The 12,399-nt window shown below is 63.8% G+C and carries 18 protein-coding genes; all 18 read left to right on the plus strand.

The annotated features are described in order from the left end of the window. Positions 1–52 precede the first annotated feature (52 nt). The 18 genes from JAB4_RS18990 (at position 53) to JAB4_RS19075 (ending at position 12,369) form a co-directional block, all read left to right on the plus strand. Complete coding sequence (locus tag JAB4_RS18990; RefSeq protein WP_217494533.1) at positions 53–838, plus strand: GPO family capsid scaffolding protein; 786 nt, start codon at positions 53–55, stop codon at positions 836–838. 46 nt (positions 839–884) lie between these two features. After that, the gene (locus JAB4_RS18995) at positions 885–1,904 is read left to right on the plus strand and encodes a phage major capsid protein, P2 family (RefSeq protein WP_070300297.1); all 1,020 of its coding nucleotides are present in this window, start codon (positions 885–887) and stop codon (positions 1,902–1,904) included. Continuing rightward, positions 1,904–2,620, plus strand: a complete 717-nt coding sequence (gene gpM, locus JAB4_RS19000) for a phage terminase small subunit (protein WP_070300299.1) — start codon at positions 1,904–1,906, stop codon at positions 2,618–2,620. The genes JAB4_RS18995 and gpM overlap by 1 nt, the downstream gene beginning before the upstream one ends. Positions 2,621–2,716: 96 nt before the next feature. Further along, positions 2,717–3,220 carry a head completion/stabilization protein gene (locus JAB4_RS19005; RefSeq protein WP_070308513.1) on the plus strand — a complete coding sequence of 168 codons (504 nt, stop codon included), beginning with the start codon at positions 2,717–2,719 and terminating at the stop codon, positions 3,218–3,220. Next, entirely contained in the window at positions 3,220–3,429 is a 210-nt protein-coding gene (locus tag JAB4_RS19010; RefSeq protein ID WP_070223008.1) for a tail protein X, read from the plus strand. Before JAB4_RS19005 ends, JAB4_RS19010 begins: the two co-directional genes overlap by 1 nt. A 65-nt stretch (positions 3,430–3,494) precedes the next feature. After that, a complete protein-coding gene (locus JAB4_RS19015) occupies positions 3,495–3,866 on the plus strand; it encodes a hypothetical protein (RefSeq protein ID WP_035820867.1) in 372 nt (123 codons plus the stop codon). Further along, the gene (locus JAB4_RS19020) at positions 3,866–4,426 is read left to right on the plus strand and encodes a glycosyl hydrolase 108 family protein (RefSeq protein WP_227741994.1); all 561 of its coding nucleotides are present in this window, start codon (positions 3,866–3,868) and stop codon (positions 4,424–4,426) included. The genes JAB4_RS19015 and JAB4_RS19020 overlap by 1 nt, the downstream gene beginning before the upstream one ends. Then, complete coding sequence (locus tag JAB4_RS19025) at positions 4,423–4,935, plus strand: lysis system i-spanin subunit Rz (RefSeq protein WP_070223006.1); 513 nt, start codon at positions 4,423–4,425, stop codon at positions 4,933–4,935. Before JAB4_RS19020 ends, JAB4_RS19025 begins: the two co-directional genes overlap by 4 nt. After that, complete coding sequence (locus JAB4_RS19030) at positions 4,919–5,407, plus strand: phage tail protein (protein ID WP_070223004.1); 489 nt, start codon at positions 4,919–4,921, stop codon at positions 5,405–5,407. The genes JAB4_RS19025 and JAB4_RS19030 overlap by 17 nt, the downstream gene beginning before the upstream one ends. Beyond that, positions 5,404–5,871 (plus strand): phage virion morphogenesis protein, encoded by a 468-nt coding sequence (locus JAB4_RS19035; protein ID WP_070223003.1) that lies wholly within the window; start codon positions 5,404–5,406, stop codon positions 5,869–5,871. The genes JAB4_RS19030 and JAB4_RS19035 overlap by 4 nt, the downstream gene beginning before the upstream one ends. A gap of 147 nt (positions 5,872–6,018) precedes the next feature. Next, positions 6,019–6,735: a hypothetical protein gene (locus tag JAB4_RS19040; protein WP_070223002.1), complete on the plus strand. Its 717-nt coding sequence runs from the start codon at positions 6,019–6,021 to the stop codon at positions 6,733–6,735. Positions 6,736–6,888: 153 nt separating this feature from the next. Further along, positions 6,889–7,560, plus strand: coding sequence for a phage baseplate assembly protein V (locus JAB4_RS19045; protein WP_227741995.1), 672 nt, complete (start codon positions 6,889–6,891; stop codon positions 7,558–7,560). 5 nt (positions 7,561–7,565) lie between these two features. Continuing rightward, positions 7,566–7,901, plus strand: coding sequence for a GPW/gp25 family protein (locus JAB4_RS19050; protein ID WP_343216239.1), 336 nt, complete (start codon positions 7,566–7,568; stop codon positions 7,899–7,901). After that, entirely contained in the window at positions 7,898–8,809 is a 912-nt protein-coding gene (locus JAB4_RS19055) for a baseplate J/gp47 family protein (RefSeq protein ID WP_070222999.1), read from the plus strand. Before JAB4_RS19050 ends, JAB4_RS19055 begins: the two co-directional genes overlap by 4 nt. Beyond that, complete coding sequence (locus tag JAB4_RS19060; RefSeq protein ID WP_175444805.1) at positions 8,802–9,422, plus strand: phage tail protein I; 621 nt, start codon at positions 8,802–8,804, stop codon at positions 9,420–9,422. Before JAB4_RS19055 ends, JAB4_RS19060 begins: the two co-directional genes overlap by 8 nt. A gap of 26 nt (positions 9,423–9,448) precedes the next feature. After that, the gene (locus JAB4_RS19065; protein WP_254670563.1) at positions 9,449–10,672 is read left to right on the plus strand and encodes a phage tail protein; all 1,224 of its coding nucleotides are present in this window, start codon (positions 9,449–9,451) and stop codon (positions 10,670–10,672) included. Between the two features lie 2 nt (positions 10,673–10,674). Next, positions 10,675–11,163 carry a hypothetical protein gene (locus JAB4_RS19070; RefSeq protein WP_070222997.1) on the plus strand — a complete coding sequence of 163 codons (489 nt, stop codon included), beginning with the start codon at positions 10,675–10,677 and terminating at the stop codon, positions 11,161–11,163. 30 nt (positions 11,164–11,193) lie between these two features. Further along, positions 11,194–12,369 carry a phage tail sheath protein gene (locus tag JAB4_RS19075; RefSeq protein ID WP_070222996.1) on the plus strand — a complete coding sequence of 392 codons (1,176 nt, stop codon included), beginning with the start codon at positions 11,194–11,196 and terminating at the stop codon, positions 12,367–12,369. Positions 12,370–12,399: the final 30 nt, after the last annotated feature.

Below are 12,399 nucleotides of genomic sequence, written 5' to 3' on the forward strand. Positions count from 1 at the left end.
CGGCGCCAAGACGTTGACCATGGCGTTATCCGATCAACCGAGACACGCCACCATGCCTAAATCCCAATTCTTCCGCGTCGCCACCGAAGGCGCCACCACGGACGGCCGCAACATCGACCGCGCCACCATCGAGCAGATCGCCGCCACCTACAACCCGAAAACCTACGGCGCGCGCATCTGGCTCGAGCACATCCGGGGCATCCTGCCCGACAGCCAGTTCAAGGCCTACGGCGACGTGATCGCCGTGAAAGCCGAGGAAGTGGACACGGACAGCGGCAAAAAACTGGCCCTGTTCGCGCAGATCGAACCCACGCCGGAACTGGTCGCCATCAACAAGGCAAAGCAAAAGCTCTACACCAGCCTGGAAATTGCCCCCGACTTTGCCGACTCGTCGCAGCCCTACCTGGTCGGCCTGGGCGTCACCGACAGCCCGGCCAGCCTGGGCACCGATGCACTGAAGTTCTCCGCCGCCCGCAAGCAGCAAAGCACCAACCTGTTCGCGTCGGCCGTCGAGGTCGAGCTGGAATTCGAAGAGCAGGGCATCAGGCTGGCCGACGCCGTGAAAAACCTGCTGTCGCGCTTTTCGAATAAATCCGGCAGCGACGCCGCGCAGTTCGCCGACATCAGCGAGGCCGTCGAGGCGCTGGCCGGCCACGTCGTCACCGCCAACGACAACTATGCCGGCACCCTCAAGCGCCTCGATGCGGCGGAAAAGGCGCAGAAAGCGACCCAGGAAGAGCTGGCCGCTTTCAAGGCGCAGATGGACGAAGCGCCCGGCAACGGCCCGCGCCGTCCGGCCGCCACCGGCAACGACGGCGCCGTGCAGACCGAGTTTTAAGCGCCCTCGCCCTTTCTTCCCCCATTCAACAACGGAGCATCAATACATGAAAAAGCAAACGCGCCAGGTCTTTAGCCAATATGAAACCCGCCTGGGCCAACTGAACGACACGGACAACGTGGCCAAGACGTTCAGCGTCACGCCCAGCGTGCAGCAGAAGCTGGAAAACAAGATGCAGGAATCGAGCGAGTTCCTGTCAAAAGTGAACATCATCGGCGTGGGCGAGCAGGAAGGCGAAAAACTGGGCCTGGGCGTGTCCGGCCCGATTGCCAGCCGCACCAACACCAAGGACAAGGAACGCGAAACGCGCGACCTGTCCACCATGGACAGCACGAAGTACCGCTGCGAGCAGACCAACTTCGACACGCATTTGAGCTATGCCAAGCTGGACGCCTGGGCCAAGTTCCAGGACTTTCAATCGCGCGTGGCCAATGCCATCCTCACGCGCCAGGCGCTGGACCGTATCGTCATCGGTTTCAACGGCGTGAAAGTGATGGCCACCACCGACCTGGCCAGCAATCCGCTGCTGCAGGACGTGAACAAAGGCTGGCTGCAGCACCTGCGCGAGCAGGCGCCCGAGCGCGTGCTGGGCCTGGTGGCAGCCGGCATGCCGGGCAAGGTGATCATCGGCGACGTGGACGGCGCCGACTATGCCAACCTGGACGCGGCCGTCACGGATGCCGTCAATCTTCTGGACCCGTGGTATCAGGAAGACACCAACCTGGTGGCCATCGTCGGGCGCAAGCTGTTGAACGACAAGTATTTCCCGCTGGTCAACACCAAGCAGGCGCCCACGGAAACCCTGGCGGCCGACATCATCATCAGCCAGAAACGCATCGGCGGCTTGCCGGCGGCGCGCGTGCCCTACTTCCCGGACAACGCCATCCTCATCACGCGCTTCGACAATCTGTCGATCTACTTCCAGGACGGCGCGCGCCGCCGCCGCGTGGTGGACGAGCCCAAGCGCGACCGCATCGAGAACTACGAGTCGTCCAACGACGCCTACGTAATCGAAGACCTGGGCCTGGCCGCGCTGGTGGAAAACATCGAGCTGAAAGACAAATAATGGCGAACCAGTCCCCCGCCCTGCGCCACCGCGCGCGCATGCTGGCCGAGCGCACGGCCGGCGCAGCCGCGCCGCAGGGCGTCACCACCGGCACGGCCTACGAGCTGATGCTCTACAAGCTGGCCGATGACCGCCGGCGCCTGAAGTCCATCCAGTCGGTCGAACGCAAGATCGAGGTCAAGACCACCTTGCTGCCGGATTACGCGCAGTGGATCGACGGCGTGCTGGCCGGCGGCAAGGGTGCCCAGGATGATGTGTTTGCCACCCTGCTGGTGTGGCACATCGACACGGGCGAGTACGAGCGCGCCCTGGTCATGGCCGCCTACGCCCTGGAGCACAAGTTCACTCTGCCCGACACCTACAGCCGCGACATCGCCACCCTGATGCTGGACGAGTTTGCCGAGGGCTTCCTGCACGGCAAGCTGGCCGCCGATCCACAGCACGCGGCCCAGGTGCTGGGCCAGGTGGAACAGTTGACGGCCGCCAGCGACGCGCCCGACCAGGCGCGCGCCAAGCTGCACAAGGCCATGGGCCTGGCCATGATCGCCGTGCTCGATCAGGCCGACGAGACGGACATCGCCCCGGAACTGGTGGCGCAGGCGGAAACAGCCATGGGCCAGTTGAAGCGCGCCCGCGCGCTGTCGGAATCGTGCGGCGTCAAGAAGGATATGGAAAAGCTGGAACGGCGCCTCAAGCGCGCGGCCGGTTCCACGTAAAGAGCATCCCCCGCAGCACGGCGGCACGGGGGGAGTCTGGCCAAACCTTTGACCTGATGAACCCCGTCCACCGCCCCCTTTTTGAAAGCGCCCCGTATGTCCTTCATGGCCCTGCCCCCGTCCATCCCGCCCGGCGCCACCCCGGCGCCGCCGGCGCCTGTCCCTGGCGTCATCGAGAACGACGGCTGGTTTCCCGACATCCTGCTCACCGATATGCGCGACGCCATGCGCCTGGACGGCACCGTCACCGACGCGCGCCTGGTGCAAGCCGTGGTCGATGCCATCCTGCAGGTCAACCGCGAGCTGGCCGACTGGCAGGGCAAGCAGGCCGCTGCCGGCATCACCGCCCTGGTAGACGTGCCGGCTGCGCGCATCAACCGCGAATCGCGCTTGCTGGCGCAGTACCGGCGCGCCGTCTACAGCACGGCGAAAGCGGATCTGATCGAGCGTTACCGCGATTACGACAGCACGGCCACGTCCGTCAGCGACAAGAAAAGCATGGAGTGGCTCGACGAGGCACCCGGTGCGCAGCGGCGCAATGCGCAATGGGCCATCGCCGATATCGTCGGGCGCACGCATCTGACCGTGGAATTGATCTGATGCAGGTGCGCACGCAGCAGCACGACACGGTAGACGCCCTGGTGTGGCGCTACCTGGGCGACGGCGCGGGATACGTCGAGCAGGCCTTGGCCCTGAATCCCGCGCTGGCGCGCTACGGCGCCGTGCTGCCGGCTGGCCTGGTCGTCACCCTGCCCGAGCCGGCGCCCAGCACGGGCCAGGTGGCGGACATCGTGCAGCTATGGGATTAACGCAGCAATCCACCATTTTTACTCTCATGAAAAATCTATCTACCCTCTCACCGGAGAATCAAGCAATGTCCGCAGAATCGTTTGGTGGTTTCGCCACCCTGGTCAAACTATACGGCTTCAAGGCGGCGCTGGGCATGGTCGGCGCGGCCATGCTGTACATCGTGCTGCCGCCGCTGAACAGCGACGGCACCTTCAACAAAGGCGAATTCGTCGCCCGCCTGGCCTGCGCGGGCGTGTTCTCGTGCCTGCTGGGCGGCACCGTGTATCAACTGCTGTGCGCCCAGCTCCCCGCCATCGGCGCCATGGTCAACGCTTCCGCCATCGACCTGATCGTCGGCGCGCCCGGCTGGTGGGTGTCGCGCGCCGTGGCCCTGTGGTTCCAGCGCCGCAGCGACAAGGACATCGCCGAGCTCGTCAAAGACGCGAAGGAACACTGATGGCCACCATGGAAAATCCCCTGATCGTGCGCACCATCGATGCCATCCTGCGCGCCGAAGGCGGCTATGTGAACGACCCGCAAGACAAGGGCGGCGAAACCAATTACGGCATCACCGTGGCCGTGGCGCGCGCCAACGGCTATCAAGGCCCGATGCGCGAGCTGCCCGTGGCCATGGCGCGCGCCATTTACACGGCGCGCTACATCACGGAACCGAAGTTCGACCAGGTGCTGGCCCTGCATGCCGGCATCGGCGCCGAAGTGATCGACACGGGCGTGAACATGGGGCCGCATCGCGCGGCCGAGTTCCTGCAGCGCTGGCTGAACGGTTTCAATGACACGGGCGCCCGCTATCCCGCCCTGTTCGTCGACGGCCGCCTGGGCGCGCAGTCGCTGGGCGCGCTGGCCGCTTTTCTCAAATGGCGCGGCCAGGATGGCGCCGCCGTGCTGCTGCGCGCCCTGAACGGCCTGCAGGCGGCGCGCTACCTGGACATCACCGAAGCCAACAAGAGCCAGCGCCGTTTCCTGTTCGGCTGGATCAAGGAACGGGTGGCCATGTGACCGCAACCACCTGGCGCCCGCTGGCCGCCTGCCTGCTATGTGGTGCCATCGCGGGCTGGACGGCGCAGGGCTGGCGCAAGGATGCCAGCATCGCCGAGCTGCAGCGGGCGGCGGCAACCCAGGCGGCCACCGCCGCCACCGCGCTGGCCCAGGCCACCGCCCGCGTGCTGACGTTGGAGCGCGCCGCCGGCACCGCCCTGGCGCAGCGCGCCGACCACCTCACCCAGGAGCAAACCCATGCGAAAACTGAACGTGACCGTTTCAGCCTTGATGTGCGCAGCGGCGCTGTGCGCCTGTCAATCCCCGTTGCCAGCAGCCAGTGCGCCGCCACTGCAGATACCGCCGCTGCCGCAGGCGATCGGCACCAAACGCGCGCCGAACTTGACCCAGCGACTGCGGCAGCTCTTAACGCCATTGCCGGCGACGGTGACGACGCCACCCGCCAGCTGAACGCCTGCATCGACGCCTACAACCTAGTACGAGACACCTACCATGTACAAACCGAATAGCCTGCGCCAGCACTTGGCCGCCGCCATCCCCGACTTGCAGCGCGATCCCGACCGCCTGCTGGTCTTCGCCGACGAGGGCAACGTGGTGGCGTCGGCCACCGCTTCCCTCTCCTTCGAATACCGCTTCAAGCTCAACCTGATCGTGACCGATTACGCGGGCGACGCCGACGCCATCATGGTGGCCCTGATCGCCTGGCTGAAAGTGCACCAGCTCGATCTGATGGCCAACGAGGAAACCCGCAAGCACGGCATCGCCTTCGAGGTGGATTTCAACAACCATGAAACGGTCGACATTTCCATCAAGCTGGACCTGACCGAACGCGTGGCCGTCAAGACCGGCGAGGCGGGTCGCCTGGACATCAAACACCTGGCCGAGATACAGCACACGCCCGCCTACGCGGACGAGTTCTGGAAGCTGTATGACGGCGAGACCCTGCTGGCCGAATGGCGCACGCCCGAGGCGACGCCATGAGCGGCGACCTGCACGCGCTGGAAGCCTGGGCCGGCGCCCTGCTGGCTAAGCTGCAGCCCGCCCAGCGCCGCGCCATCAATCACAAGGTGGCCATCGACCTGCGCCGCAGCCAGGCGCAGCGCATCAAGGCCCAGCAGGGGCCGGACGGCGCGGCCTATCCGGCGCGCAAGCGACGCAAGGAATTCAAGGGGAAGAATGGGCGCATCAAGCGGCAGAAGGCGGCCATGTTCGCCAAGATCCGCACCGCCAAGCACTTGATAGTAAAGGCGAGCGGCGACCAGATCGAGGTCGGGTTCTTTGGCTGGGTGGCGCGCGTGGCGCATGTGCATCAGTTTGGCCGGCAAGACCGCGTGTCAAAAAAAGGGCCCGCCTACAAATACCCGGAGCGGCCGCTACTTGGCTTGAGTGAGTCGGATCGGACGTTGATACGTGAATCGTTGCTGCATCAAATGGATAAAAATTGAGATGCTTCAATGCAAACTTCAACTGACAGTAGTTATCAAATGAGTTAGAGTCGTATGATACCGAGTGCAACCGGCCAAAACCGGCCGAATTTACCCTGCGAAATTCCTTGCTTTTCCGTCTGTTGGTAAACTTTATGATATTTTGATATGTACGAAGATGACAAGGATAAGGTTCGTCGCAACCTGGTGGCCTTAAGCGGATTCATCCTTGTCTCCGCCTATCTTAAGCTGAGGTTGCCGAATAAAATATTTGACGTTGAGCTTCCGAAAGAAACCAACAAGATTTGGGTTGTGGTTTTGATCGCCTTGGCTTATGCGTTTTGGCGGTTTATTCACAGCGATGAGGCACGCAAAGCGCGGTCGAGCATTGCCTCCCAATATGCTGATTGCAGACTCCAAGTCTATAACTACTTGCTCTTTCGAGATTTAAAGCGGATATTTCTCGCCAAGCCGCCACGATGGCTCAATTCCTTGCCAATAGATGCGAGGCTAGAGCAAGAACGAAATAGTTCCCAGTATCAATACGTTCGCCTTACTGCACTTGCACCACGCAACACGCGGAGGTGGCCACATCAGGGATTCGAGCAACGGAGCGGCGCGACAGCGGTGGAAATGGAATTCGCGGGGCTCTACACCGCAGACAGGGCGTCAACAATGTTTCCCGCATCTCCCAACATAGAGCAACAGTTTTTGACAACTGTCGGAGAACAAACGTTTACGTTCCCACGGTGGATCGAATTTTTTGTAACCTTGTCTGCAATCATTATCTTATTGGTGCGCAGCGAGATTATTCCCGAAGTTCTAATACCATATGGTATGGCCGCCAGTGCAGGAGTGATCGCACTTGTTCGGGTACTGAGCTGAGTATTTTCACAAAGGTTCGAGTTGAGACGAAGTCATTCACTCACCACCTCGCCCCCAACTTGCGAATATAGGCTTGTGCCTTACTGGCTTCCATAGTCGCTAAGCCGCTTATCAACCCGCCCCCGCGTGCATCCGCACGCGGACTTCGGCAACATGCACTGCATGAACGCCGACCTGTCCGACCTCACCCGCTTGCTGCAAAACCTGATCCGCCTGGGCACCATTGCCGAGGTCAACGGGGCCAAGGCGCGCGTGCGGCTGGGGCCGACACTCACCACTGAATGGCTGAAATGGGTCACGCCGCGCGCCGGCAGCACGCGCACCTGGTCGGCGCCGACAGTTGGCGAACAGGTCATCGTCTTTTCCCCGGGCGGCGACCTGACGCGCGGCATCATCCTGCCCGCGCTGTACTCGCAGGAATTTGACGCACCAGAAACCAGCGACACCATCCACACCACACACTACCCGGACGGCGCCGTGGTGCAGTACGACCATGCGGCCCACGCCCTGACGGCCCTACTCCCCGGCGGCACCGCCACCATCACCGCAGACAAGGTGACGTCGAACGCCCCCAGCACCATCTGCACGGGCGACCTGACCGTCATGAAAAACCTGATCGTCATGCAATCGGCCACCGTGGAAGGCGCCACCGCCCTGAACGGCGGCGTGAACGCCAAGGCCGGCGCCGCCGGCGGCGTGGCCATGGCCGTGCAAGGCACGATCAAAGCCAGCGACGACGTGCTGGCCGGCGCCATCAGCCTGGCCAAGCATCCGCACGGCGGCGTCAAGGCCGGCGGCGACCAGTCGAATGGGCCACTGCCATGATGGGCATGCACGCCGCTACCGGGCGCAGCCTGACGGGCCTGGGCCACCTGCGCCAGTCCGTGACCGACATCATCACGACGCCCATCGGTTCGCGCATCCGTCGCCGCCGCTATGGTTCCGAAGTGCCCGAGCTGATCGACCAGCCCCTCAACAGCGCCACGCAGTTGCGCATCTATGCCGCCACCGCCTTTGCCCTGCGCCGCTGGGAGCCTCGCTTGCAACTGTCCAGCGTACAACTCACGCGCGACACGGACGGCGCCATCGCCTTGCTGCTCGATGGCACGGCGAATGGCCAGGGCATCACGCTGGCCGTGCCCGTCAAGCAAGGCGGCGTCGTATGAGCACGCCTATCGACCTGACCCAGTTGCCCGCGCCCAGCGTGGTGGAAGCGCTGGACTTCGAAACCATTCTGGCCAGCCGCAAGGCGCACCTGGTCAGCCTGCTGCCGGAAGCGGAGCGCGCGGCCGTCACGGCCCTCCTGGAGCTGGAATCGGAACCGGCCACCAAGCTGCTGGAAGAGAACGCGTATCAGGAAACCATCCTGCGCAACCGCGTCAACGAGGCGGGCAAGGCCGTCATGCTGGCGTTTTCCCTCGATGGCGACCTGGACCAGCTGGGCGCCAACGTCAACGTGGCGCGCCTGACCATCACGCCGGCCAATCCGAACGCCCTGCCGCCCGTGGCCGCCGTCATGGAAGATAACGACGCCTACCGCCTGCGCATCCAGGAAGCGCCGGACGGCCTGTCCGTGGCCGGCCCGAAAGCGTCGTATGAATTCCACGCCCGCAGCAGCGACGGCCGCGTCAAGGACGCGAGCGCCACCAGCCCGGCGCCGGCCAGCGTCACCGTCACGGTGCTGGCCAACAACGATACCGGCATTGCCGGCGCAGACATCTTGGCCATCGTGGCGCGCGCGCTCAACGCCGAGGACGTGCGCCCCCTGGGCGACCGCCTGAGCGTGCAGGCCGCCCAGGTCATCGACTACCAGATCGAGGCGACCTTGTATATCGGCGTCGGGCCAGAAGTGCCGATTCTGCTGGATGCCGCGCGCGCCAACGCCGCGCGCGTGTCGCAGCCGCGCCGCCCGCTGGGCCACAGCATCTATCGTTCCGCCTGCAGCGCCGCCGTCCACGTCGAAGGCGTGCGCAAGGTCGTCTTGAACAGCCCGGCGGCGGACATCGAACTGAACGCCACCCAGGCCGCGCGCTGCACCGGCATCAATCTCAACGTGGTGGTGCTCGATGAATAAGCACGTGCCCACCCTGCCGCCGAACACCACGGCGCTGGAGCGCGCCATTGCCGTGGCCTGCGCCGAGCTGGTCAACGTGCCCGTTCCGCTGCGCGACGTGTGGAACGCCGACCGCTGCCCCGTCGCCCTGCTGCCGTTTCTGGCCTGGGCCTGTTCCGTGGATCGCTGGGACGACGCCTGGCCCGAATCGATCAAGCGCGGCACCATCAAGGCGTCCTATTTCATCCACAAGCACAAGGGCACGATTGCCGCCGTGCGCCGCGTGGTCGAATCCCTGGGCTACCTGATCCGCATCACCGAATGGTGGCAGACCACGCCACCGGGCACGCCCGGCACGTTTCGCCTCGACGTCGGCGTGCTCGATACCGGCATCACGGACGCCATGTTCCAGGAAATGGAACGCCTGATCGCCGACGCCAAGCCCGTCAGCCGGCATTTGACGGGCCTGGCGCTGTATCTGGAAACCCGGGGCCAGGTGCGGATCGGGCTGGCCACCTATCACGGCGATGCGATGACGGTCTACCCGTGGATCGCCGAAGAAATCGAAGTGCGCGGCACGCTGTTACAGGGCGGCGCACCCCATACCATTGACACCATGACCATCTATCCATGAGCACATATTTCGCTATTCTGACGCAGGTGGGCGAGGCCAAGCTGGCCAACGCCATCGCCCTGGGCCAAACCCTGAAACTGAAAAAAATGGGCGTGGGCGACGGCAACGGCGCCCTGCCGATTCCCGACCGCTTGCAAAAGGCACTGGTGCATGAAGTGCGCCGCGCCGACCTGAACCAACTCGCCATCGACCCGGCCAACGCCAGCCAGATCATCGTCGAGCAAGTCTTGCCCGAGGACGTGGGCGGCTGGTGGCTGCGCGAAATCGGCATCTACGACGAGGCGGGCGACCTGTGCGCGGTGGCCAACTGCCCGCCCAGCTACAAGCCCCTGATGGTCGAGGGCAGCGGCCGCACGCAGGTGGTGCGCGTGGTGCTGATCGTCGCCAGCACGGCCGCCATCGAACTGAAAATCGATCCGTCCGTCATCCTGGCCACCCGTCAATATGTCGATGACCAGGACATCGTTGTCCGCGCCTATAGCGACACGCTGATGGCCCAGCACCTGGCCGCTCTGGACCCGCATCCGCAATACAGCATGAAGGAGATCGTGACACCGCCGAAATTTGACGCGTCGAAAAAGCTGGTCAATGCCGATTTTGTGCAGCGCGCGCAAGGAAACATGGTGCGCTATGCCGACGTCATTGAAAGCCGCACGCTCACCGCCGAGGATATGGGCTGCGCCTTGTACTTCCCGACTGCGGGCAAGACCATCACCATTCCCGACCCTGTATCGCTTGGCATTCCCAACAATTCCGGCAAGTGCGTCAAGTTCTTCGGGCTGTTCAATAGCGGCACCATTCTTGCCGCGCCAGGCGTGAACATGGGATTTGATGTCGGCAGTGTGCCGAGCATCACAATTAAGCCGGGACAATTCCTGACCCTCATGGCGACCGGGGCAAAGGTTTGGCAAGTCATCGACTCGACCGCCGAGCTGTGGCGCAATGCCGACTTTGCGGCAATGTTGTCGTCGAGCGGCTACCAGAAACAACCCGGCGGCATGATCCTGCAATGGGGCGGCGGAGCGCAGACACCGGAATCCGGCTATGTCGATGTGATCTTTCCGATTCCGTTTCCAAACGCGTGTTTTCACGTCTTCACTGGATATGAAGGGCAAGGCGGAAGCGGGTCCAGTCTGCCCAGCAACATCAACGTCGGTATGAGGACAAAAACGGGCTGTCGGTTGTTCACCTACAACGGAAATGCGCTGTCGGCCGGCATCACCCCATCCTACTTTGCGATTGGAAATTAATCATGCCCGTCAGATATTCACCGAGCACAGGTTTTTTTTACCCCGTCAACATCACGTACCAGGATATCCCGTCCGATGTGTTTGAGGTATCCGAGGCGGACCACCTGGCCGCCCATGCCGCCCGCGCATCGGGCGGATCGTTCAAGTTTGTCAAAGGGACGTTGCGCACCACGCCGCCGCCAGCCATGCCCTACGCGCGAGTGTCCGCCGCCTATCTCGATAGCGTTCGCGCGCGTCGTGACGCCATCCTCAACCGCCTGGCCGGCATCGGCTTTGCCGCCATGGCCGACGGCGACGCGGACACGGTGCGCGCCATCACTGCCGCGCGCGCCTGCCTGCTCGACATCACCATCTGCCCGACGGTGGCCGCCGCGCAGGACATGGCAGCGCTGCAAGCGGCTGTCAACGCCGAATTCGCGCGCATCGCCGCCACCCTGTCCGACGAGGCGCGGCGCGCCTTCGACGAGGCCGGCACGGCAGCCCCCCAGTAACGCTTTTTCACCACTCACCAGGAGAGCCACATGGCCACCGACTACCACCATGGCGTGCGCGTCATTGAAATCAACGAGGGTTCGCGCCCCATCCGTACCGTCTCCACGGCCGTGCTGGGCCTGATCGCCACGGCCGACGATGCCGACCCGGCTGCCTTCCCGCTCGACACGCCCGTGCTCGTCACCAACGTGCTGGCCGCCATGGGCAAGGCCGGCAAGACGGGCACCCTGTACCGCGCACTGGAGGCGATTGCCGCGCAAACCAAGCCCCTGACCATCGTCGTGCGCGTGGCCGAAGGCGAGACGGAAGCGGAAACCACCACCAACGTGGTGGGCGGCGTATCGGCGGACGGCAAGTACCTGGGCGTGAAAGCCTTGCTGGCCGCACAAAGCAAGCTCGGCGTCAAACCGCGCATCCTGGGCGCGCCGGGCCTGGACACCAAGGCCGTCACCAACGCCCTGGCCAGCGTGGCGCAGCAACTGCGCAGCTTCGTCTACGCCTCCGCGTATGGCTGCAGCAACGTGGTGGCCGCCACCACCTATCGCGGCCAGTTCGGCCAGCGCGAGGTCATGATCATCTGGCCCGATTTTGTGAACTGGAACACCGCCACCGACGAGGAAGCGAGTATTTCCGCCGTCGCCTACGCCATGGGCCTGCGCGCCAAGATCGACGAGGAAACGGGCTGGCACAAGACCCTGTCCAACGTCGTCGTCAACGGCCCGACCGGCTTGACCCGTGACGTATTTTTCGACCTGCAAGACCCTGCCACCGACGCCGGCGTGCTCAACGCCAAGGAAGTCACCACCCTGATTAACATGGGCGGCTACCGCTTCTGGGGTTCGCGCACCTGCGAGGCGCCGGGCGGCTTCTTTTATTTTGAAAGCTACACCCGCACGGCCCAGGTGCTGGCCGACACCATCGCCGAAGCACATTTCACCTTTGTCGACCTGCCCTTGCATCCGTCCCTGGTGCGCGACCTGCTGGAAAGCATCAACGCCAAGTTCCGCGACCTGAAATTGCAGGGCTACATCATCGACGGCCATGCCTGGTATGACGAGCAGTACAACGACAAGGACACCTTGAAGGCGGGCAAGCTGGCCATCGACTACGACTACACGCCCGTGCCGCCGCTGGAAAACCTGCGTTTCCAGCAGCGCATTACCGACCGCTACCTGGCTGACTTCGCCTCGCGCATCGCCGCGTAATCGCCCACATCACCACCCTGCCCGCGCCCG

The organism is Janthinobacterium sp. HH102, assembly GCF_001758625.2.
Lineage (GTDB): Bacteria > Pseudomonadota > Gammaproteobacteria > Burkholderiales > Burkholderiaceae_D > Janthinobacterium.

What these genes read in the sequence shown, in the direction of transcription:
- JAB4_RS18990 (WP_217494533.1), top strand. Translation starts at nt 53, where the DNA reads ATGCCTAAATCCCAATTCTTCCGCGTCGCCACCGAAGGCGCCACCACG.
- JAB4_RS18995 (WP_070300297.1), top strand. Translation starts at nt 885, where the DNA reads ATGAAAAAGCAAACGCGCCAGGTCTTTAGCCAATATGAAACCCGCCTG.
- gpM (WP_070300299.1), top strand. Translation starts at nt 1,904, where the DNA reads ATGGCGAACCAGTCCCCCGCCCTGCGCCACCGCGCGCGCATGCTGGCC.
- JAB4_RS19005 (WP_070308513.1), top strand. Translation starts at nt 2,717, where the DNA reads ATGTCCTTCATGGCCCTGCCCCCGTCCATCCCGCCCGGCGCCACCCCG.
- JAB4_RS19010 (WP_070223008.1), top strand. Translation starts at nt 3,220, where the DNA reads ATGCAGGTGCGCACGCAGCAGCACGACACGGTAGACGCCCTGGTGTGG.
- JAB4_RS19015 (WP_035820867.1), top strand. Translation starts at nt 3,495, where the DNA reads ATGTCCGCAGAATCGTTTGGTGGTTTCGCCACCCTGGTCAAACTATAC.
- JAB4_RS19020 (WP_227741994.1), top strand. Translation starts at nt 3,866, where the DNA reads ATGGCCACCATGGAAAATCCCCTGATCGTGCGCACCATCGATGCCATC.
- JAB4_RS19030 (WP_070223004.1), top strand. Translation starts at nt 4,919, where the DNA reads ATGTACAAACCGAATAGCCTGCGCCAGCACTTGGCCGCCGCCATCCCC.
- JAB4_RS19035 (WP_070223003.1), top strand. Translation starts at nt 5,404, where the DNA reads ATGAGCGGCGACCTGCACGCGCTGGAAGCCTGGGCCGGCGCCCTGCTG.
- JAB4_RS19040 (WP_070223002.1), top strand. Translation starts at nt 6,019, where the DNA reads ATGTACGAAGATGACAAGGATAAGGTTCGTCGCAACCTGGTGGCCTTA.
- JAB4_RS19045 (WP_227741995.1), top strand. Translation starts at nt 6,889, where the DNA reads ATGCACTGCATGAACGCCGACCTGTCCGACCTCACCCGCTTGCTGCAA.
- JAB4_RS19050 (WP_343216239.1), top strand. Translation starts at nt 7,566, where the DNA reads ATGCACGCCGCTACCGGGCGCAGCCTGACGGGCCTGGGCCACCTGCGC.
- JAB4_RS19055 (WP_070222999.1), top strand. Translation starts at nt 7,898, where the DNA reads ATGAGCACGCCTATCGACCTGACCCAGTTGCCCGCGCCCAGCGTGGTG.
- JAB4_RS19060 (WP_175444805.1), top strand. Translation starts at nt 8,802, where the DNA reads ATGAATAAGCACGTGCCCACCCTGCCGCCGAACACCACGGCGCTGGAG.
- JAB4_RS19070 (WP_070222997.1), top strand. Translation starts at nt 10,675, where the DNA reads ATGCCCGTCAGATATTCACCGAGCACAGGTTTTTTTTACCCCGTCAAC.
- JAB4_RS19075 (WP_070222996.1), top strand. Translation starts at nt 11,194, where the DNA reads ATGGCCACCGACTACCACCATGGCGTGCGCGTCATTGAAATCAACGAG.